Annotated in this window: 20 protein-coding genes; 5 read left to right on the forward strand and 15 right to left on the reverse strand. The window is 70.9% G+C overall.

What is annotated here, in order from left to right; translation table 11 throughout:
* Window positions 1–47: 47 nt before the first annotated feature.
* From acs to JIAGA_RS0101705, 3 genes are all read right to left on the reverse strand, one after another.
* Window positions 48–2,009 carry an acetate--CoA ligase gene (acs, locus tag JIAGA_RS0101695; protein ID WP_026874329.1) on the reverse strand — a complete coding sequence of 654 codons (1,962 nt, stop codon included), beginning with the start codon at window positions 2,007–2,009 and terminating at the stop codon, window positions 48–50.
* 148 nt (window positions 2,010–2,157) lie between these two features.
* The gene (locus JIAGA_RS0101700; protein ID WP_026874330.1) at window positions 2,158–3,771 is read right to left on the reverse strand and encodes a solute symporter family protein; all 1,614 of its coding nucleotides are present in this window, start codon (window positions 3,769–3,771) and stop codon (window positions 2,158–2,160) included.
* Window positions 3,768–4,058, reverse strand: coding sequence for a DUF485 domain-containing protein (locus tag JIAGA_RS0101705; protein WP_084470173.1), 291 nt, complete (start codon window positions 4,056–4,058; stop codon window positions 3,768–3,770). The genes JIAGA_RS0101700 and JIAGA_RS0101705 overlap by 4 nt, the downstream gene beginning before the upstream one ends.
* A 313-nt stretch (window positions 4,059–4,371) precedes the next feature.
* On the opposite strand from JIAGA_RS0101705, the gene JIAGA_RS33595 reads away from it, so the two are divergent.
* Entirely contained in the window at window positions 4,372–4,656 is a 285-nt protein-coding gene (locus JIAGA_RS33595) for a type II toxin-antitoxin system prevent-host-death family antitoxin (RefSeq protein WP_035811959.1), read from the forward strand.
* The gene (locus JIAGA_RS26895) at window positions 4,653–5,042 is read left to right on the forward strand and encodes a type II toxin-antitoxin system VapC family toxin (protein ID WP_035811960.1); all 390 of its coding nucleotides are present in this window, start codon (window positions 4,653–4,655) and stop codon (window positions 5,040–5,042) included. The genes JIAGA_RS33595 and JIAGA_RS26895 overlap by 4 nt, the downstream gene beginning before the upstream one ends.
* A gap of 1 nt (window position 5,043) precedes the next feature.
* On the opposite strand, the gene JIAGA_RS0101720 is transcribed toward JIAGA_RS26895, so the two are convergent.
* The 10 genes from JIAGA_RS0101720 to JIAGA_RS0101765 all read right to left on the reverse strand — a co-directional run bounded on the left by JIAGA_RS0101720 (window position 5,044) and on the right by JIAGA_RS0101765 (window position 13,541).
* Complete coding sequence (locus tag JIAGA_RS0101720) at window positions 5,044–6,795, reverse strand: sodium/solute symporter (protein WP_035811962.1); 1,752 nt, start codon at window positions 6,793–6,795, stop codon at window positions 5,044–5,046.
* Window positions 6,792–7,154, reverse strand: a complete 363-nt coding sequence (locus tag JIAGA_RS0101725; RefSeq protein ID WP_026874333.1) for a DUF485 domain-containing protein — start codon at window positions 7,152–7,154, stop codon at window positions 6,792–6,794. Before JIAGA_RS0101725 ends, JIAGA_RS0101720 begins: the two co-directional genes overlap by 4 nt.
* Window positions 7,151–7,888 (reverse strand): LytR/AlgR family response regulator transcription factor, encoded by a 738-nt coding sequence (locus tag JIAGA_RS0101730; protein ID WP_026874334.1) that lies wholly within the window; start codon window positions 7,886–7,888, stop codon window positions 7,151–7,153. The genes JIAGA_RS0101725 and JIAGA_RS0101730 overlap by 4 nt, the downstream gene beginning before the upstream one ends.
* Window positions 7,889–7,898: 10 nt before the next feature.
* Window positions 7,899–8,231, reverse strand: a complete 333-nt coding sequence (locus JIAGA_RS0101735) for a type II toxin-antitoxin system PemK/MazF family toxin (RefSeq protein ID WP_026874335.1) — start codon at window positions 8,229–8,231, stop codon at window positions 7,899–7,901.
* Window positions 8,228–8,464 (reverse strand): ribbon-helix-helix protein, CopG family, encoded by a 237-nt coding sequence (locus JIAGA_RS0101740; RefSeq protein WP_026874336.1) that lies wholly within the window; start codon window positions 8,462–8,464, stop codon window positions 8,228–8,230. The genes JIAGA_RS0101735 and JIAGA_RS0101740 overlap by 4 nt, the downstream gene beginning before the upstream one ends.
* Before the next feature lie 46 nt (window positions 8,465–8,510).
* Window positions 8,511–9,698, reverse strand: a complete 1,188-nt coding sequence (locus JIAGA_RS0101745; protein WP_026874337.1) for a sensor histidine kinase — start codon at window positions 9,696–9,698, stop codon at window positions 8,511–8,513.
* Window positions 9,699–9,721: 23 nt separating this feature from the next.
* Window positions 9,722–10,528, reverse strand: a complete 807-nt coding sequence (locus tag JIAGA_RS0101750; RefSeq protein ID WP_026874338.1) for an ABC transporter ATP-binding protein — start codon at window positions 10,526–10,528, stop codon at window positions 9,722–9,724.
* Window positions 10,521–11,594 carry a FecCD family ABC transporter permease gene (locus tag JIAGA_RS0101755; protein WP_084469397.1) on the reverse strand — a complete coding sequence of 358 codons (1,074 nt, stop codon included), beginning with the start codon at window positions 11,592–11,594 and terminating at the stop codon, window positions 10,521–10,523. The genes JIAGA_RS0101750 and JIAGA_RS0101755 overlap by 8 nt, the downstream gene beginning before the upstream one ends.
* Complete coding sequence (locus tag JIAGA_RS0101760; RefSeq protein ID WP_342673678.1) at window positions 11,591–12,595, reverse strand: iron chelate uptake ABC transporter family permease subunit; 1,005 nt, start codon at window positions 12,593–12,595, stop codon at window positions 11,591–11,593. Before JIAGA_RS0101760 ends, JIAGA_RS0101755 begins: the two co-directional genes overlap by 4 nt.
* Window positions 12,596–12,818: 223 nt before the next feature.
* Window positions 12,819–13,541, reverse strand: coding sequence for a methyltransferase domain-containing protein (locus JIAGA_RS0101765; RefSeq protein WP_026874341.1), 723 nt, complete (start codon window positions 13,539–13,541; stop codon window positions 12,819–12,821).
* A gap of 258 nt (window positions 13,542–13,799) precedes the next feature.
* Here JIAGA_RS0101765 and JIAGA_RS26900 point away from each other — a divergent pair, with 258 nt between their 5' ends.
* From JIAGA_RS26900 to JIAGA_RS26910, 3 genes are read left to right on the forward strand one after another with little or no spacing between them, the layout of a single operon-like run.
* On the forward strand, window positions 13,800–14,264 hold the full coding sequence (locus JIAGA_RS26900; protein ID WP_051425555.1) for a PadR family transcriptional regulator: 465 nt from the start codon (window positions 13,800–13,802) through the stop codon (window positions 14,262–14,264).
* Complete coding sequence (locus JIAGA_RS32665) at window positions 14,261–14,770, forward strand: DUF1707 SHOCT-like domain-containing protein (RefSeq protein WP_051425556.1); 510 nt, start codon at window positions 14,261–14,263, stop codon at window positions 14,768–14,770. The genes JIAGA_RS26900 and JIAGA_RS32665 overlap by 4 nt, the downstream gene beginning before the upstream one ends.
* A complete protein-coding gene (locus JIAGA_RS26910) occupies window positions 14,767–15,663 on the forward strand; it encodes an oxidoreductase (RefSeq protein WP_051425557.1) in 897 nt (298 codons plus the stop codon). Before JIAGA_RS32665 ends, JIAGA_RS26910 begins: the two co-directional genes overlap by 4 nt.
* Window positions 15,664–15,670: 7 nt before the next feature.
* On the opposite strand, the gene JIAGA_RS0101785 is transcribed toward JIAGA_RS26910, so the two are convergent.
* Together JIAGA_RS0101785 and JIAGA_RS0101790 are read right to left on the reverse strand one after the other, a co-directional pair.
* Window positions 15,671–17,041 (reverse strand): Dyp-type peroxidase, encoded by a 1,371-nt coding sequence (locus JIAGA_RS0101785; RefSeq protein ID WP_051425558.1) that lies wholly within the window; start codon window positions 17,039–17,041, stop codon window positions 15,671–15,673.
* A gap of 132 nt (window positions 17,042–17,173) precedes the next feature.
* Entirely contained in the window at window positions 17,174–18,118 is a 945-nt protein-coding gene (locus tag JIAGA_RS0101790; RefSeq protein ID WP_026874343.1) for a helix-turn-helix domain-containing protein, read from the reverse strand.
* Window positions 18,119–18,153: the final 35 nt, after the last annotated feature.

The raw sequence follows: 18,153 nt of genomic DNA on the forward strand, positions 1-18,153 counted from the left end.
GCTACCCCGCTGGCGGTAGCAACCCCCCGCCGATCACCGGTGGAGCGTCAGTCGTCGGAGGAGCCCGTCGACAGGCCCTGGCTGATGAGGTTCATGACCGTGGGGTCGGCGAGCGTCTGGACATCGCCCAGCTCCCGGTCCTCGGCCACGTCACGAAGCAGCCGCCGCATGATCTTGCCGGAGCGGGTCTTCGGCAGCTCCGGCACCACCATGATCTGCCGGGGCTTGGCGATCGGGCCGATCTCCTTGGCGACGTGGTCGCGTAGCTCCTTGACGACATCGGCACCGCCGTCACCTGCGCTGGAGCGCAGGATCACGAACGCCACGATGCCCTGCCCGGTGGTCGGGTCCGAGGCGCCGACGACGGCGGACTCGGCCACCTTGGGGTGGGACACGAGCGCCGACTCCACCTCGGTGGTGGAGATCCGGTGGCCGGACACGTTCATGACGTCGTCGACGCGGCCCAGCAGCCAGATGTCGCCGTCCTCGTCCTTCTTGGCGCCGTCGCCGGCGAAGTAGCGGCCCTCGAAACGCGACCAGTAGGTGTCGATGAAGCGTTGGTCGTCGCCCCAGATGGTCCGCAGCATGGCCGGCCACGGCTCGGTGAGCACCAGGTAGCCGCCATGGCCATTGGGGACGGCGTTGCCGGCGTCGTCGACGACGTCTGCGGCGATGCCGGGTAGTGGCACCTGCGCCGAACCGGGCTTGGCCGACGTCACGCCCGGCAGTGGGCTGATCATGATGGCGCCGGTCTCGGTCTGCCACCAGGTGTCGACCACGGGGGTGCGGTCGCCGCCGATGACCCGGCGGTACCAGATCCATGCCTCCGGATTGATCGGCTCGCCGACGCTGCCGAGCACCCGCAGCGACGAGAGGTCGCGCCGGCCGGGGATGTCGTCGCCCTGCTTCATGAACGTGCGGATGGCGGTCGGCGCCGTGTACAGGATGGTGACCCCGTACTTCTGCACGACGTCCCACCAGCGGCCGGGCTCCGGGTAGTCGGGTGTTCCCTCGTACATCACCTGAGTGGCGCCGTTGGCCAGCGGCCCGTACACGATGTAGCTGTGCCCGGTGACCCAGCCGACGTCGGCCGTGCACCAGTACACGTCGGTCTCGGGCTTGAGGTCGAACACGTTGCGGTGCGTGTACGCCGTCTGCAGCAGGTAACCGCCGGACGTGTGCTTGATGCCCTTGGGCTTCCCGGTGGTGCCGGACGTGTAGAGGATGAACAGCGTGTCTTCAGCATCGTTGGGTCGTGGGGCGTGCTCGTCGGACTGACGGTCGACGATGTCGTGCCACCACACGTCGCGCTCGCCGTCCCAGTCGACCTCCTGCTCGGTGCGGCGCACCACAAGCACCTTCTGCACCGACGGCGACTTGGAGACGGCCTCGTCCACGGCCGGCTTCAGGGCGGACGGCTTGCCGCGGCGATAGCCGCCGTCGGCGGTGATGACGAGCTTGGCCTCGGCGTCCTCGATGCGGCTGCGCAGCGCCTCGGCCGAGAACCCGCCGAAGACGACGGAGTGGATGGCGCCGATGCGGGCGCAGGCCAGCATGGCGACCGCGGTCTCCGGGATCATCGGCATGTAGATGGCGACCCGGTCGCCGTGCTGGACGCCCAGCTCGGTGAGGGCGTTGGCGGCCTTGGACACCTCGCGCTGCAGATCGGCGTAGGTGATGGTGCGGCTGTCGCCGGGCTCGCCCTCCCAGTGGATGGCAACGCGGTCGCCGTTGCCCGCCTCGACGTGCCGGTCGACGCAGTTGTAGGCCACGTTGAGCTTGCCGCCGACGAACCACTTCGCGAACGGCGGGTTGCTCCAGTCGAGGGCCTGGTTCCACTCGGTGTCCCAGGTCAGCAGCTCGCGCGCCTGGCGCTCCCAGAACGCCAGCCGGTCGGCGGACGCCTCCTCGTAGAGCGCCGCTGTCGCGTTGGCCGTCGCTGCGAACTCCTCAGACGGAGGAAACCGGCGGTCCTCGTGCAGCAGATTGGAGAGAGCGTCATTGGTCACGTTCGTCTGCTCCTCGTGTCGTGATGTCTGGGCAGGGCCGGGCATCGTTTCGATCAGCGACTGTATCGAGCCGTCCGAGCACGCTGCCGTCTACCTCACCATCGCAGGTGCCCGGTGGCAAGGACGGTGAGGTGACGGCAGCGTGACGTCAGTGCTGTACCGCCCTCTCCGCGCCCGCTCCGGTGAGGGAACGCACCTCCATCTCGGCGTACTTGGCGCCGTCGTACTCCTTCGACAAGCGGGTGCCGATGAAGCCGAGCAGGAAGCCGGCCGGGATGGAGACCAGGCCCGGGTTGTCCAGCGGGAACCAGTGGAAGTCGACATCCTGGAGCATCGACGGGCTCCGCCCGGTCGCCGGATTGACCGGCTTGCCGGACACCACCGGCGAGAAGATGATCAGCGTCACCGCGGTCAGCAGGCCGCCGTAGATGCTCCAGAGCGCCCCGGCGGTGTTGAACCGCTTCCAGAACAGCGAGTAGAGGATCACCGGCAGGTTGGCGCTGGCCGCGACGGCGAACGCGAGCGCCACCAGGAACGCGACGTTCTGACCGTTGGCGACGATGCCACCGGCGATCGCCACCGCGCCGATGACCACGGCGGTGATCCGGGCGACCCGGACCTCGTCGTTCGCGCCCATCTCGCCCTTCTTGATGACGTTCGCGTAGACGTCGTGGGCGAACGATGCCGACGCGGTGATCGTCAGCCCGGCGACGACGGCGAGGATGGTCGCGAACGCCACCGCGGCGATGATGCCGAGCAGGATGGTGCCGCCCAGCTCGTAGGCCAGCAACGGTGCGGCGGAGTTCACACCGCCCGGTGCGCCGAGGATCTCCTCCGGCCCGACCAGCGCGCCGGCGCCGTACCCGAGCACCAGCGTGAACAGGTAGAACAGGCCGATCAGCGCGATCGCCCAGGTGACGCTGTGCCGCGCCTCCTTGGCGGTGGGTACCGTGTAGAAGCGCATCAGCACGTGCGGCAGGCCGGCGGTGCCGAGCACCAGGGCCAGGGCCAGCGAGATGAAGTCCAGTTTCGACGTGTCGCTGGCGCCGTACTGGTTCATCGGGTCCAGCAGAGCGGCGGCGCCGTCGGCGGTGTCCACGGCGGCGCCGAGCAGCTGCGACAGGTTGAAGTCGTGCTGCGCCAGCACCCAGACCGTCATGACGGCCGCGCCCGCGATCAGCAGGATCGCCTTGACGATCTGCACCCACGTGGTGCCCTTCATGCCGCCGACCAGAACGTAGAAGACCATCAGTGCGCCGACGACGCCGATGACGACACCCTGCCCGCCGCGGTCGGTGACCCCGAGCAGTAGTGCGACCAGGCCGCCGGCACCGGCCATCTGCGCCAGCAGGTAGAAGAACGAGACCGCCAGGGTGGACGTCGCGGCCGCCGTCCGGACCGGCCGCTGCCGCATCCGGAACGACACCACGTCGGCCATGGTGAAGCGGCCGGTGTTCCGCAGTAGCTCAGCCACCAGGAGCAACGCCACCAGCCAGGCCACCAGGAAGCCGATGGAGTACAGGAAGCCGTCGTAGCCGTAGACGGCGATGGCGCCGGCGATGCCGAGGAACGACGCCGCGGACAGGTAGTCGCCTGCGATCGCGATGCCGTTCTGCTGTCCCGTGAAGGAGCGGCCGCCGGCGTAGTAGTCCGCCGCCGTCCGGTTGTTGCGCGACGCCCGCAGCACGATGACCAAGGTCACCGCCACGAACAGCGCGAAGATCGTGATGTTGACCGCTGGGCTGCCGACATCGGTGCTCATCGATCCGCCCCCTCGAGCTCTTCGCGGATGGTGGTGGCGATCGGGTCCAGCTTGCGGTCCGCGTACCGGACGTACAGCCAGGTGATCAGGAACGTCGACGCGAACTGGCCGAGGCCGAGCAGCAGGCCGACGTTGATGTTGCCGACGACCCGCTGGGACATGAAGTCCACCGCGTACGTCGACAGCAGCACGTACAGCAGGTACCAGCCGATGAACGCCGCCGTCATCGGGAACACGAAGGCCCGGAGGCGCCGCCGCAGTTCGGCGAACTCGGGGCTGGCCTGCATGCGTTCGTACTCCTCCGCCGTGGGGAGCTTTCGCTCCGGCGGCGGTATGTCGGTCTGTGCCACGCTCAGACCTCCTCGTCGTCGTGTGGTCCGGCTCACATCCGGCCGGTTTGGGGCGTCACGCTAGGGCGCCCCGGACGGACCTCGGGAGTGTCTCGGACGCGACGTGCGGCGAGCGGGCGATGGGATCGGCGTACGGGCTCAGGCGTTGCGGCGAACGGTCGTCCTCACGCGACGAGCGGTTTCGTGCTGTCGCATCGGCTCGGCGGCCGATGTCGCGGACGGCCTCAGCCAGCAGCGGTACACTTGGTACATGTCTGAAGCTCCGATCGAGTCGATCCGCCAGGTCCGCCAGCATCTGGCCGACGTCGTCGAGCGAGCGGCGAGCGACACACCCACGGTCATCACGCGGCGCGGCCAGGCGGTGGCAGCGGTCGTCTCGCTGGCGGACTACGAACGACTTCGCCGCTCGGAGCGTGGCCCGCACCGAGCCTGGGCCGCTCGTGTGGCCGCGTTGCCGCCCATCTCGGGCGATGCCGACACGCTCGATCTGCTGCACGAGGCCCGCGCCGAGCGCGACGCCGACCTCGCCCAATGATCATCGTCGACGCGTCCGTGGTCGTGGAGGCGCTACGGGACCACACCTCGGTCCACCTGAGCTTGCTGGTGTCCGATGAGGCCGCCGCAGCGCCGGCACATCTGGACGCCGAGGTGCTGTCGGTCTTCCGCGGTCTCGTACGCGGTGGGCATTTGGACCCGAAGGCTCTCCCCGCGTACTCCGAGGCGCTGGCCACGGCCCCGATAGACAGGCTGGAGCTGCCGCCTCTGTCGAGTACCGCTGTGACGTTGTTCGACAACCTCACGGCCTACGACGCGTTGTATGTGGCGGCGGCGATGCAGCACGACGCACGCCTCGCGACTCGGGATCGCGGCATGGCAGAGGTCGCCGCGCGGCTGGACGTACCGCTGGTGACACTGAGCTGACTCAGGTGCGCCAGCGGTCCTCGGGGTCCCAGTCGCCGCGGTTGAGCTCGAGGTTCTCGGGTGTGTGCAGGCGTACCATCGTCCGGTTCACGCCGGGTGCCATGTGCTGCTGCGTCCCGAGCGACACGACGATCATGACGAGGAATGCCAGCGGCATGGTCCAGGCGGCGGGTTGGGCGAGCAGCGCACCGATCCAGCCGTCCTGCGGTCCGCCGAGGATGGTGACGGCGACGGCGGCCGTCGACGTCCCGCCTCCGGTCAGCAGCCCGGCGACGGCGCCTGGCCAGGTCAGGCGCCGCCACCAGATGCCCAGCAGCAGGAGCGGGCAGAACGACGACGCCGCCACCGCGAAGGCGAGCCCGACGACGTCGGCGATGCCGAGGAACGGGCTGGAAAGCGCCAGCCCGATCGGCACCAGCAGTGCCAGCACGGCGCCCAGCCGGAACCCGGTGACGGGGTTGCGGACCCGGCCGCGCAGCAAATCCTGCGACAGCACGCCGGCCACGGACACCGTCAGCCCGGACGACGTGGACAGGAACGCGGCGAACGCTCCCGCGGTGACGAGCGCGCTGAGCGCGTCGCCGAGGACGCCGTCGACCAGCCGGCCGGGCAGGACCAGCACGACCGCGTCGGTGCGCCCGGTGAGCAGCAGCTCCGGCGTGTACAGCCGGCCGAGGGCTCCGTAGATCCCCGGTAGGACGTAGAACACACCGAGCAGCCCGAGCACGGCGAGTGTGGTCCGCCGGGCGGCGCGTCCGTCGGGGTTGGTGTAGAAGCGCACCAGCACATGCGGCAGTCCCATGGTGCCGAAGAACAGCGCGATGATCAGGGAGTACGTCGCGTAGAGCGGATGGTCGCCACCGGCGGTGAGGGGGAGTGCCCATGCCTCGCCGGTCATCGGTTCGAGGTTGGACGCGTGCGGGATACGGGCACCGGCCGGGAACTCCAGCACCGTCCCGGCCTCGACGTCGTGGTCGCCCCTGTCCAACGGGAGCTCACCGGTCACCGACGCGCCGTCCACGACGCCGTCGGCCCGCACCACGACCCCCATCGGGAGGTCCACCGTCACGTCGGTGGTGACCTCGACCGTCGTCGTCTCGGGGAAGACGGGTTCGCCGCCGGGTGCCACCTCCGGACGTCCGTCGGCCTGCCACGCCAGCAGCAGGAACACCACCGGCAGGGCCAGCGCGGTGAGCTTGAGCCAGTACTGGAACGCCTGTACGAACGTGATGCTGCGCATCCCGCCGCCGAGCACACTGACCAGTACCACGGCGGCGACGGCAGCCGGGCCGGCCCACTGCGGCGCACCGGTCACCGTCCGCAGCGTCAGCCCAGCGGCCTGGAACTGCGGCAGCAGATAGAGCCAGCCGATGGTGACGACGAGGACACTGGCGGCCCGCCTGGCGGCCGCGGACTCCAACCGGGCCTCGGCGAAGTCGGGCAAGGTGTAGGCGCCGGAGCGCCGCAGCGGCGCCGCCACCAGCACCAGCAGCATGAGGTAGCCCGCGGTGTAGCCGACCGGGAACCACAGCATGTCGGTCCCGTACGCGAGCACCAGTCCCGCGACGCCCAGGAACGACGCCGCCGACAGGTACTCGCCGCCGATGGCCGAGGCGTTCCACCATGGCGTGACGGTGCGGGACGCGACGTAGAAGTCGCTGGTGGTGCGGCTGGCTCGCAGGCCGTACGCGCCGATGAGCACCGTCACCACCGCGGTGATGACGACGGCGGCGATGCCGGCGGACGTGCTCACCGGCGATCGACCATCTCGCCGAAGTCGCGCTCGACGCGTTCCGCCGCCCGGACGTAGAACCAGGCGGCCGCCACGAGGACCGGGTAGACGAGACCGCCCAGCACCAGCCACGGCAGCGGCACCCCGGCGACGTCGACCTCGCTGACCCGCGGAGCCACCGCGAACACCAGCGGCAGCGTGGCCAGGAGACCGAGTACGACGCCGGCGACGGTCAGGCTCAGCCGCAGCTGCGCCCGCAGGAGCGCGCGCATGTAGACCTCGCCCAGCTGGGTCTGGGCGTCGATCTCGGCGGTCACGGCGCGGCGCCGAGCGGCCGGCCGTCCCCGTCGTGGTCCGGTGACGGTGACCCGCTCGGTCATGGCTGCCGGGTCCCGCCGGCCCGATGCACCAGGACGTCGCGCAGTTCGCGCGTGTGCCGGCGGCTCACCGGCAGAGTGGTGTCGCCGATGACGACGGAGTACCGTCCGGCGTCGACCCGCAGCTCGTCGATGGCGCCCAGCGCGACGAGATAGCTGCGGTGGATGCGGACGAAGCCGGCGCCGGCCCACCGTTCCTCGAGCGTTGCGAGCGGCACCCGCAGCAGATGGCTGCCGTCGCGGGTGTGCAGCCGCGCGTAGTCGCCCTGCGCGGTGACGTAGTGGACGTCGCTGCGCCGGATGAACCGGGTGACGCCGCCGAGCTCGACCGAGATCGTCTCGTCGTCGGAGTCGTCACCGGCGGCGCGCGAATCATGAACGTGGTCGGCGGCGCGCCGGACCGCCTCGTACAGACGCTCGCGGCGGAACGGCTTCATCACATAGTCGACGGCGTTGAGGTCGAACGCGGTGACGGCGTGGTCGTCGTAGGCGGTGACGAACACCACCGCGGGTGGACGGCGGAACTTCGCCAGCACCCGGGCGAGGTCGAGCCCGGACAGCCCCGGCATCCGGATGTCGAGGAAGACGGTGTCGACGTGCTGCAGCTCCAGCAGCCGCAACGCCTCGGTGCCGTCGCCGGCGGTGAGGACCCGTTCGACGTGGTCGTTCTGCTCCAGCAGGTAGGCGAGCTCGGCCAGCGCCGGTGGCTCGTCGTCGACCGCCAGAACGCTGAGCATGGCGGTGAGGCTACAGGCCCAGGTACACCCGGACCAGGCTCTCGATGCGGGCCAGCTCGTCCTGGGAACAGAGCCCCCGCCGTTCGATGAACCGTTCCTTGTTGACCGAGTGCAGATCGGTGGCGTTGGCGTACGACTCGGCGTAGCGGGTCAGTCCGGCATCGGTGCCCAGCGGGACGTGCGTGACGACAGGCCCCGCAGTGCCGGTCACGACCGTGATCATGATGTGGCCGAGGCGCGCGTTGGGTGGGTTGGTCGACAGTACGACCGAAGGGTGTTCGCCGACGGCGGGGATGTCGACCTCCCAGACCTCACCTCGAAGTGGTGGCCACCCCACGGTCACCGGGCGACGCCGTCCGGCAAGGGGGCTTCCTTGCCGCCGTAGTACTCGGCGATCTCGTCCGCCATTCGCTGCTCGGCAGCCTGCCTGTGCAATCGGGTGAGGGCCTCGCGGACGATCTCGCTACGACCCACCAGGCCCAGTATCTCAGCGTCCTTCTCCAGATCCCGGGCTAGCTGGGCCGGGATGCGGGCCTGCCAGATCTCGCTCTTGGCGGGGCGCTCCTCGACGGACATGCGTATACGTTACGTCATACGCACGGCACCAATCAACCGTACGCGCTCACGTCGCGTGGACGCCGGGCCGGTACTTCGGGACCCGCAGGCTGACCTTGGTCCCGGCACCGGTGGCGGTCTCGATGACCAGGCCGTAGTCGTCACCGAAGACCGCGCGCAGCCGTTCGTCGACGTTCGCGATGCCGACGCTGTCGGTGGGGCTGTCGCCGCCCAGCAGGGTGCGGGCCAGCTCCGGCTCCATGCCGACGCCGTCGTCGTCGATGCTGATGAGCGCCTCGTTGCCGGCGTCCTCGGCGAGGATGGTGACGTGGCCGGGGCTGGTGCGGCCCTCCAACCCGTGCCGCACGGCGTTCTCGACCAGCGGCTGCAGGCACAGGAACGGCACGGCCACCGGTAGCACCTCGGGCGCTACCCGCAGCGTGACCGAGAGGCGGTCGCCGAAGCGTGCCTTCTCCAGCATCAGGTAACGCTCGATCGAGCGCAGCTCCTCGGCGAGCGTCGTGAAGTCACCGTGCCGGCGGAAGGAGTACCGCGTGAAGTCGGCGAACTCCAGGAGCAGGTCACGGGCATGCTCGGGATCGGTGCGCACGTAGGAGGCGATGGCGCCGAGCGCGTTGTAGATGAAGTGCGGCGAGATCTGCGCCCGCAGCGCGCGGATCTCGGCCTCGGCCAGCTTCGCGCGCTCACGGTCGAACTCGGCCAGCTCCAGCTGCCCGGACACGAACCGGGCGACCTCCTCGACCGCCCGGACGAGCCCGGCGGACGGCCGCGCCGACGTGTAGGCGATCAGCGCGCCGACCACGCGCTCCTCGGTGGTGAGTGCCGCGGCGACCGCGTTCCGGACCGGGCAGTCGAGCCGGTCGCACTCCACGACGTCGGGACCGAGGACGTCGGTGTAGCCGCCGTCCAGGGCGCGGGCGGCGTGCCGGCGCACGTCGTGGACATGCACGCCCCCGCCGGCGCCGTCCCACGTGACGACGTCGTCGCCGTCGGTGAGCGCCAGGGCCGGAGTGGCCAGCAGTTCGCGCAGGTGCCGTACGGCCTTGTCTGCGCCGGCGGTGAGGCCGGCCCGCAGTTCCGGAGAGGCCAGGCTGGTGGTGTGCAGGATGCGGTAGGTGGTCTGATCCTCAGTGCTGCCCAGCACCAGGCGGGAGCGGACCAGCCGGGTCAGCAGGACCGCGGCGAGCGCGACCACGATCACCGCGGCGACGAACACCACGACCGGCGAGCTCATGCTCGGACCCTAGGCCATCGGCGTCAACGAGGGACGGCGACAGCCTGCCGGGCGGCCGGGATGACCAGCGGGGTGCCGGTCTCGGGGTCGTCGATGATGCGGCACGACAGTCCGAACACGTCGTGGACCAGGCGCTCGTCGACGATGTCGCCGGGGCGTCCCTCGGCGACGATCTCCCCGTCGCGCATCGCGATCAGGTGGGTGGCGTAGCGGCACGCGTGGTTGAGGTCGTGCAGCACCGCCACCAGGGTGCGCCCGTGCGTGACGTGCAGGTCGTGGCAGAGATCCAGTACCTCGATCTGGTGGGCGATGTCGAGGAACGTTGTCGGCTCGTCCAGCAGCAGGATCGGCGTCTCCTGCGCGAGCACCATGGCCAGCCAGACCCGCTGCCGCTGCCCGCCGGAGAGCTCGTCGACCCGGCGGTGCCGAAGGTCGACGACGCCGGTGCTGGCCATCGCCTCGGCGACCGCCGCGGTGTCGGCCTGGGACCATTGCCGGAACATCCGCTGGTGCGGGTAGCGCCCGCGGGACACGAGGTCGCCGACGGTGATGCCGTCGGGCGCGATGGACGACTGCGGCAGCAGCCCCAGCCGCCGGGCGGCCTCCTTCGTCGAGTAGCGCGTGATGAGCTGACCGTCGAGGTGCACGGCGCCGGCGGACGGCTTCAGCATCCGGGCCAGCGCCCGCAGCAGCGTCGACTTGCCGCACGCGTTGGGGCCGACGATCACCGTGAAGGATCCGTCCGGGATCGACACCGACAGGTCGCGGGAGATCGTCCGCTCGTCGTAGGCGAGCGTCAGCTCGGTGCCGTGCAGCCGGGACTCAGACATGGTTGCGCCGCCCTTCACGCGCGAGGAGCCAGACGAGGTAGAGACCGCCGACGCAGACCGTGACCACGCCGACCGGCAGCGGCGTCGGGAGGACCCATTGGGCGACGAGGTCACTGACGCCCAGCAGCGCCGCGCCCATGAGCGCAGCCGCGCCGACAGCGGCACCGGGTGCCCGGGTCAGCCGCCGGGCCAGGTGCGGTGCCGACAGCGCGATGAACGAGATCGGCCCGGCCGCGGCGACGGAGATCGCGGCCAGGATCGTCGCTGCGATGAGCATGCCCAGGCGGGTCCGCTCGGCACTGACGCCGAGGCCGGTGGCCGCGTCGTCGCCCATCTCGATCATGCGCATCGGCCGCGACAGCGCGAGCAGGGCTGGGACGACCAGGACGACACCGATGGCGACCGCCACGACGTGGTCCCAGGCTCGGGTGTTCAGCGACCCGGTCAGCCACACCTGCGCGCCGGCGGCCTGGATCAGCTCGGCCCGCATGAGCATGTAGGAGACGGCGGAGGTGAGCATGGCGCCGGCCGCGATGCCGACCAGGATCAGCCGGAAGCCCTGCACGCCGCGCTTGTACGCCAGCAGATAGACCGCGATGGCGGTGGCCAGGCCTCCGAGGACGGCACCGGCCGCCACCTGCGCCATGGTGCCGCCGGCGACGAGGATGACGAAGACCGCGCCGGCCGAGGCGCCGGAGGTGAACCCGATGACGTCCGGGCTGCCCAGCGGGTTGCGGGACAGGCTCTGGAACACCGCACCGGACGCGCCGAGCGCGCCGCCGACGAGGAAGGCGACCAGGACCCGGGGTAGCCGCCGGCCGTTGACGATGAAGTCGGCGAGCGGATCCGGTGGGCTGCCGAAGAGGGTTCGGACGACGTCGGCCGGCCCGATCTGGTAGTCACCGACCGCGAGCGAGGCCAGGAAGACCGCGATGAGGACCAGCCCGAGCAGCATCGACACGATGACCACGCGGCGGTCGAACCGGACCGACCAGCGGTCGTCGCCGTCACGCAGCGCATAGCTGGTCGGGGAGAGCCCGGTGGGCTCGACGGTGATGCGGCTCATGTGGCGACCATCCGGCGCCGGCGCACGAGGGCGATGAGGACGGGACCGCCGATGACGGTGGTGACGACCCCGACCTGCAACTCACCGGTGCTCAACACCACCCGGCCGACGACGTCGGATGCCAGCATCAGGATCGGGGCGACGACCAGCGAGAACGGCAGGATCCAGCGTTGGTCCGGCCCGGTGAAGGCCCGGACGATGTGCGGGACCATGAGCCCGACGAAGGCGACCGGCCCGATGGCCGCCGTCGCGGCGCCGCACAGTAGCGTCACGGAGACCACGCCGACCAGCCGGGTCAGCAGGACGTTGGCGCCGAGCGCGGACGCGGTGTCGTCGCCCAGCGCCATGGCGTCCAGAGCCCGCGCGAGCCCGAGCGCGAGGACCACCCCGACCACCACGAACGGCAGTACCGAGCCGATGGTCTCGCCGTTGCGGCCGGCCAGCGATCCGACCTGCCAGAACCGGTAGACGTCGAGGACCTCGCTGTCCATGATGATCAACGCCTGGGTGAAGCCGGTCAGGACGGCGGCGAAGGCGATGCCGGACAGGGCCAGCCGCACCGGCGACGCCTGACCGCGGCCCACGGTGGCCAGGGCGTAGACGACGACGCTGGCCACCGCCGCGCCGGCGAACGCGAACCAGATGTAGCCGTACAGGCTCATGGCGCCGAACAGGGAGACGCCGAGGACGATGCCGAACGACGCGCCGGCGTTGACCCCCAGGATGCCGGGGTCGGCCAGCGGGTTGCGGGTGAGTGCCTGCATGACGGCGCCGGCGAGGCCGAGCGAGACGCCGCAGATCACGCCGAGGATGGTCCGGTTGACGCGCATGTCGCCGACGATGACCTGGTTGTTCGGGTCGCCGGAGTCGAAGAGCGCCGCGATGACGTCACCGAGCGGGATGTACTTGGCCCCGATGGCGATGCTGGCCAGGCACGTCAGTGCCAGCACGGCGACGGCGACGCCGAGCCACAGCAGCCGGGCCGTGGTCGAACGGGCCAGCCCGGCGGCGGCCCGGCCGGCGTCGCCGGCCGAGCCGGGGGCTCCGTCCAGGCCGGAGCCGCCCGACGGGGGCGCGCCGTCCGGGGACGGCCGCTCGGCGGACAGCCGGTCGGTGGGTACGGACAACGTGGGTGGCCTCTCCTGCTGCGGATCGTCCCGCTATGAGCAGAGGCTAACCTTACCGGGTGGCCGACGCGAAGCCCGCCTCCGCGTCGTGGTCACCTCAGCTCCGGTTCGACCGGAAGCAGTGGGTGACGTACGGCATGGTCAGGCCGTCGGTGCCGGCGACGCGGTCGTACAGGGCGCCCACCCGGACCAGCAGTCGGTCCCGCTCGGCCGGCGCCAGGACGGCGACGTACGAGCGTGAGGACACCAGCCCGAGCAGGCCGTCGCGGTCCAGCCGCTGCGAATGCGTGAACGTCCGCGACTCCATCGGTTCGAACGGCTCGGGCAGCTCGGGGCGCTCGACCGTGCGGGGCTCGTTGGCGTTGATGGCGCGCCACAGCTCGTCGGTCCAGGGCGTCGACGTGTCGGGCATGTTCCACACCAGGCCCAGCCGGCCACCCGGCCGCAGTACCCGGGCGATCTCCGGCGGCGCCGCGGCCGGGTCGAACCAGTGAAAGGCCTGGGCGACGGTGACGACATCGATCGAGGCGTCGGCGAGCGGGACCGCTTCGGCCGACCCCACCCGCGCGTCCACGCCGGGTAGGGCGGCGCGCAGCTGGACCAGCATCGGCTCGGACGGGTCGACCGCGACGACGTCGTGGCCGGCCGCCACCAGGGAACGGGTGAGTTTTCCGGTGCCGGCGGCGAGGTCGAGCACCCGCCGGGGATGCTCACCGGTCAGCCAGGCCACCGCGGCGGCCGGATAGTCCGGACGGGTGCGCTCGTAGATGCCGGCGACGCCGCCGAACGACGCCGCCAGGAGCCGGTTGTCGTCGGTCACCACATTCCGAATGTATCTACCCTTGCCGCCCGAGCACTCGCGATATATCGTGTTCGTATCGCGAGCGTTCGATGATCGCTCAGGAGGTCGGGGAGGCGACGGCAGATGATGACCGGCAAGCGAGGAGCTCACGGTTTCGGCCCGTGGGCCATGTTCGGCAGTGGGCATGGGTCGTGGGGCGGCCCACCGTGGGGCGGGGGCCCCTGGGGCGGCCCGCCGTGGGCCGCGCGGCGGGGGCCGAAGGCTCGGCGCGGCGATGTGCGGGCCGCCATCCTGGGCGTGCTCGCCGACCAGCCGATGAACGGCTACCAGATCATCCAGGAGATCGCCGAGCGCAGCGGCGGCGCGTGGAAGCCCAGCCCCGGCTCCATCTACCCGACCCTGCAGCAACTCGAGGACGAGGGCCTCGTGCGTGCCGAGGACGACGGCGGCCGGCGCGTGTTCCGGCTGACGCCGCAGGGCGAGGAGTACGTCGCCGAGCACGTCGCGGAGGTGTCCGCGCCCTGGGAGAGCATGTCGGCGTCGGCGGAAGGCGACGACGTCAACGGCCTGCGGCCGCTGATCGGCCAGGCCGCTTCCGCGCTGTGGCAGATCCTGGCCACCGGCAGCCCGGAGCAGCAGGCCCGGGCCCGGGACGTCCTCTCCGACACGAGGCGCAAGCTCTACGGCATCCTCGCCGACGGCGACGAGGACGAGTTCGACGCCCAGGAGGAACGGCCATGACCGAGTCGCGATCGTTGCGTGTCGGCGACGCCGAACGGGACGCCGCCGTATCCGCGCTGGGCGAGCACTTCGCCGCGGGGCGGATCACCAAGGAGGAGTTCGACGACCGCTCGGCACAGGCCTGGTCGGCCCGGTTCGGTGCGGACCTCGATCAGCTCTTCACCGACCTGCCGCATCCGGTGGCCGTCCGGTCGTCGTCGCAGCCGCAGCCCACGCAGCGATGGGGCCCGCCGCGCGGGATGCCGCGGCCCCGCGCCTGGATGCTGCTGATGGTGCCGTTCGCGCTCATGGCGGTGGGAGGGCTGCTGTTCCTCATCGTCTCGGTGGCGCCGTGGTTGCTGTTCGTCCTGTTCATGATGTTCCTGTTCGGCGGTCCCCGGCGGCACCACCACTGGCATCAGCGGCGGTACGACGGGCCACGGCCTGGATGGGGCCCGCCGCGCTCCGGCTGGGGGCACACTCAGGCCGAGTGGCGGCACCCCCGCCGTACCGGTCGCGCGGTATGAACGGGTGGACAGCGGCGGACATCCCTGACCAACGGGGCCGCACCGTGATCGTCACCGGTGCCAACAGCGGACTCGGCGCCGCGGCCACCCGCGTGCTGGCCGGAGCCGGCGCGACCGTGATCATGGCGTGCCGGGATCCGGCCGCGGCGCAGGCGGTGGCGGACACGATCGACGGGGACACCGAGGTCCACCGGCTCGACCTCGCCGACCTGGCGTCGGTACGAGCATTCGCAGCGGGCCTCGACCGTGACGTCGACGTATTGATCAACAACGCGGGGGTCATGGCGGTGCCCCAGGGCACCACGGCCGACGGGTTCGAGCGGCACATCGGCACCAACCACCTCGGGCCGTTCGTGCTGTCCGGCTTGCTGATCGATCACGTGCGCGACCGGGTCGTCACCGTGTCCAGCGGCCTGCACGTACTCGGCCGCATCCACGATGACCTGAACTGGGAGCAGCGCCGCTACCAGCGGTGGCTGGCCTACGCACAGTCCAAACTGGCCAACCTGCTGTTCGCGTACGAGTTCCAGCGCCGGCTGGCCGCGGACGGCCGGCCCGCCATCTCGGTGGCGGCTCACCCCGGTGTCTCCGCGACCGAGGGCCAGCGCCGGGACACCTCGCTGCAGGGCAAGATCCTGGCCGGCGGCGCGGCCCAGAGCCCTGCGATGGGCATCCTGCCGATCGTCTACGCGGCCACGGCACCACATGTGCGCGGCGGCACCTGCATCGGTCCGGACGGTTTCCTCCAGCGCCGAGGCCATCCGATGGCGGTCCGCACGAGCCGCAGGTCGCGTGACCGCGTGGTCGCCAGTCAACTGTGGGCATGCTCCGAGCTGCTGACCGGCATCCGCGGCGCCGGCCTCGGCTCAGCCGCCCCGAGCACGAGCACGTGAGCACGGTTCAGGTCGCGGCGGTCAGCAGGCGCTGGCCGACGAACTCGCCATCGTGAGCGGCGCCCGGAATCGCGAAGACCGCGCTGCCAGTGTGTTGCAGGAACGAATGCAGCCTGTCGGCACGCGACAGGGCGACTTGCAGCGGCACGTACTGGGTGGACGGATCGCGCACATAGGTCATGAACAGCATGCCGCTGTCCCAGTGGCCCATGCCGGGCCGGGCGGGGCCGTGCTCGTGCGGCGCGGTGCCCGGCGGGTGGGTGTGGCCCTCGTCCGGAACGCCGGCGCTGGCCGGGAGCGCCAGCCCGTTGTCGTAATTGTAGCTGCGGCGGAGCATCGGTACGGCGCCATGCGCCAGCCGGACGTGTGCGTCCATGGCGATTAGCGGCCGGCCGTCGTCGCCGGTACGGGTCAGATCCAGCGGAGTGTGTTCGGTGCCGCCGGACAGTGGAGCCCCGGTGTGCCGGTCGCGGCCCAGTGCGGCGTTCTGCTCGGCGGCCGTGCTCGTATCCCACATCGGCATCAGCATGCGGATCTTGCGGAGCACCAGGTAGCTCCCGCCCCGCATCCCGTCCGGTTCGTCGGCGCCTGCCCACACGATCTCGTCGAAGTCCGAGGAGCCCGGTCGTGGATTGGCCGTTCCGTCGAGCTGCCCGAACAGGTTGCGCGGCGTCCGGCCGTCCCCAGGATCGGTGAGAAAGCCGTAGTGGGTCCATCGGGCATTGGCGATCCCGGGCACGCGCGCGCGAGCCTCCCGGATGGCATGTGCGACCACGGTCGGATCGTCCGCACAGATCTGTACCAGGACGTCGCCGCCGACCCACCGCGGGTCCAGCTGGTCTCCCTCGAACGCGGGCAACTCGGCGAGCCGCGTCGGGGCGGTCACTCCCAGCCCGAACTCCTCGCCGAAAACGCGCGGGCCGAAACCGAACGTCATCGTCAGGTTGGCCGGCCCGAGGTCGTCGGCCACGCCGCTGTCCGCGACATCGCGATTGGGGCGTTCGGGGCCGGGCTCGCCCCTCATCAGGGCGGTCGCGAGTGGCGTCCACCGTCGCATGAGCTCGATCAGGTTGTCCCGCAGCGGTGCCATGACGTCGAAGGCAGCGATGCAGGCGTACTGCTGCTGCGCGGTGCTGATGCCGGGCTGGTGGAATCCGTCGGGGGTGACTCGTCCGACTGTGGGGGAGGGCTCAGCCGGTGGCGCGTCGTCCGCGGTGGCGTTGCCAACCGCGTAGCCGCCAACGCCGGCCGCACCGGCCACGGCGGCCACGCCGGCGGCGGTGCCGAACAACGCGCGCCGGGTCACTCGCCGCGGCCGCCTGATGTCCGGAACTTCCGGGTCCTGCTCCGCCTGAGGCTGCTCGCCCGGCCCGTCCATCACGTTGTACTCCGCCTTCGGTCAGGTGTGGTTGACGATCACATCGTCGGGTGCGGCAGCCCGGAACTCCAGTGGCTGATCGGACACCTATCGATAGATTCCCGCCGCCCGCAGACGGCGCCCTGATGCCCGTCAGGTGCCGGACGAGAACATGCGCCGATAGTCTCTCGGAGCCGTGCCGACCAGGCGCCGGAAATGGTTGCGCAGATTGGCGGGTGTGCCCAAGCCGCACCGATCGGCGATCTGCTCGATGCTCAGATCATCGCGTTCCAGCAGCTCACGAGCCAGGTCGATGCGAGCCGCGAGCAGCCACCGCAGTGGTGACACACCGGTCTCGGCCACGAATCGGCGCCCGAGCGTGCGCTCGGACAGCCCCGCGTGCCTGGCCAGGTCGGCGACCGCGAGCGGGCGGTGCAGTTGGGTCGAGGCCCAGGCGCGAGTGGCGGCCAGTGATGTGCCCCGCGCGGGAGGCAACCAGCGCTCGACGAACTGCGACTGCCCGCCCTCTCGGTGCGGAGCGGCGACGGTGTCCCGTGCGATGGAGTTGGCGATGCCGGACCCGAGGTCCCGGCGGACCACGTGCAAGCACAGGTCGATGCCCGCAGCGACACCCGCTGAGGTCAACACATCGCCCTCGTCGACATACAGCGCATTGCGGTTGACGGCAACGCTCGGGCGAAACTCCGCGAGCTGGTCGGCGTACCGCCAGTGCGTGGTGGCGGTGCGGCCGTCGAGGACGCCGGCCGCGGCCAGCGCGAACGCTCCGGTGCAGATCGAGATGAGGCGGGCCCCGCGACGGTGCGCCGCCGCCAGCGCCTCGAGGACGGCATCGCCCGGCGATGTCGTATGCGGCCAGAACCCGGGCACGACGACGGTGTCGGCGAGCTGCAGCGTCGACAGGTCACCGGCCACCCGAAGTGAGAAGCCGGCGGTGGTGACGACGTCGCCCGGTGTCGCCGCGCAGACCGTCACCCGATACGGCGTCGGGTGGCGGTCGGCGAAGACCTGCGCTGGGATGCTGAGATCGAGCGGGACCACAGCCTCCAGCGCGAGCACGACCACCTCGTGCCGGGACATGGCGGAATACTAACCGGCGTTGCCCTTCCCGCCAT

The sequence above is a fragment of the Jiangella gansuensis DSM 44835 genome, from assembly GCF_000515395.1.
Lineage (GTDB): Bacteria > Actinomycetota > Actinomycetes > Jiangellales > Jiangellaceae > Jiangella > Jiangella gansuensis.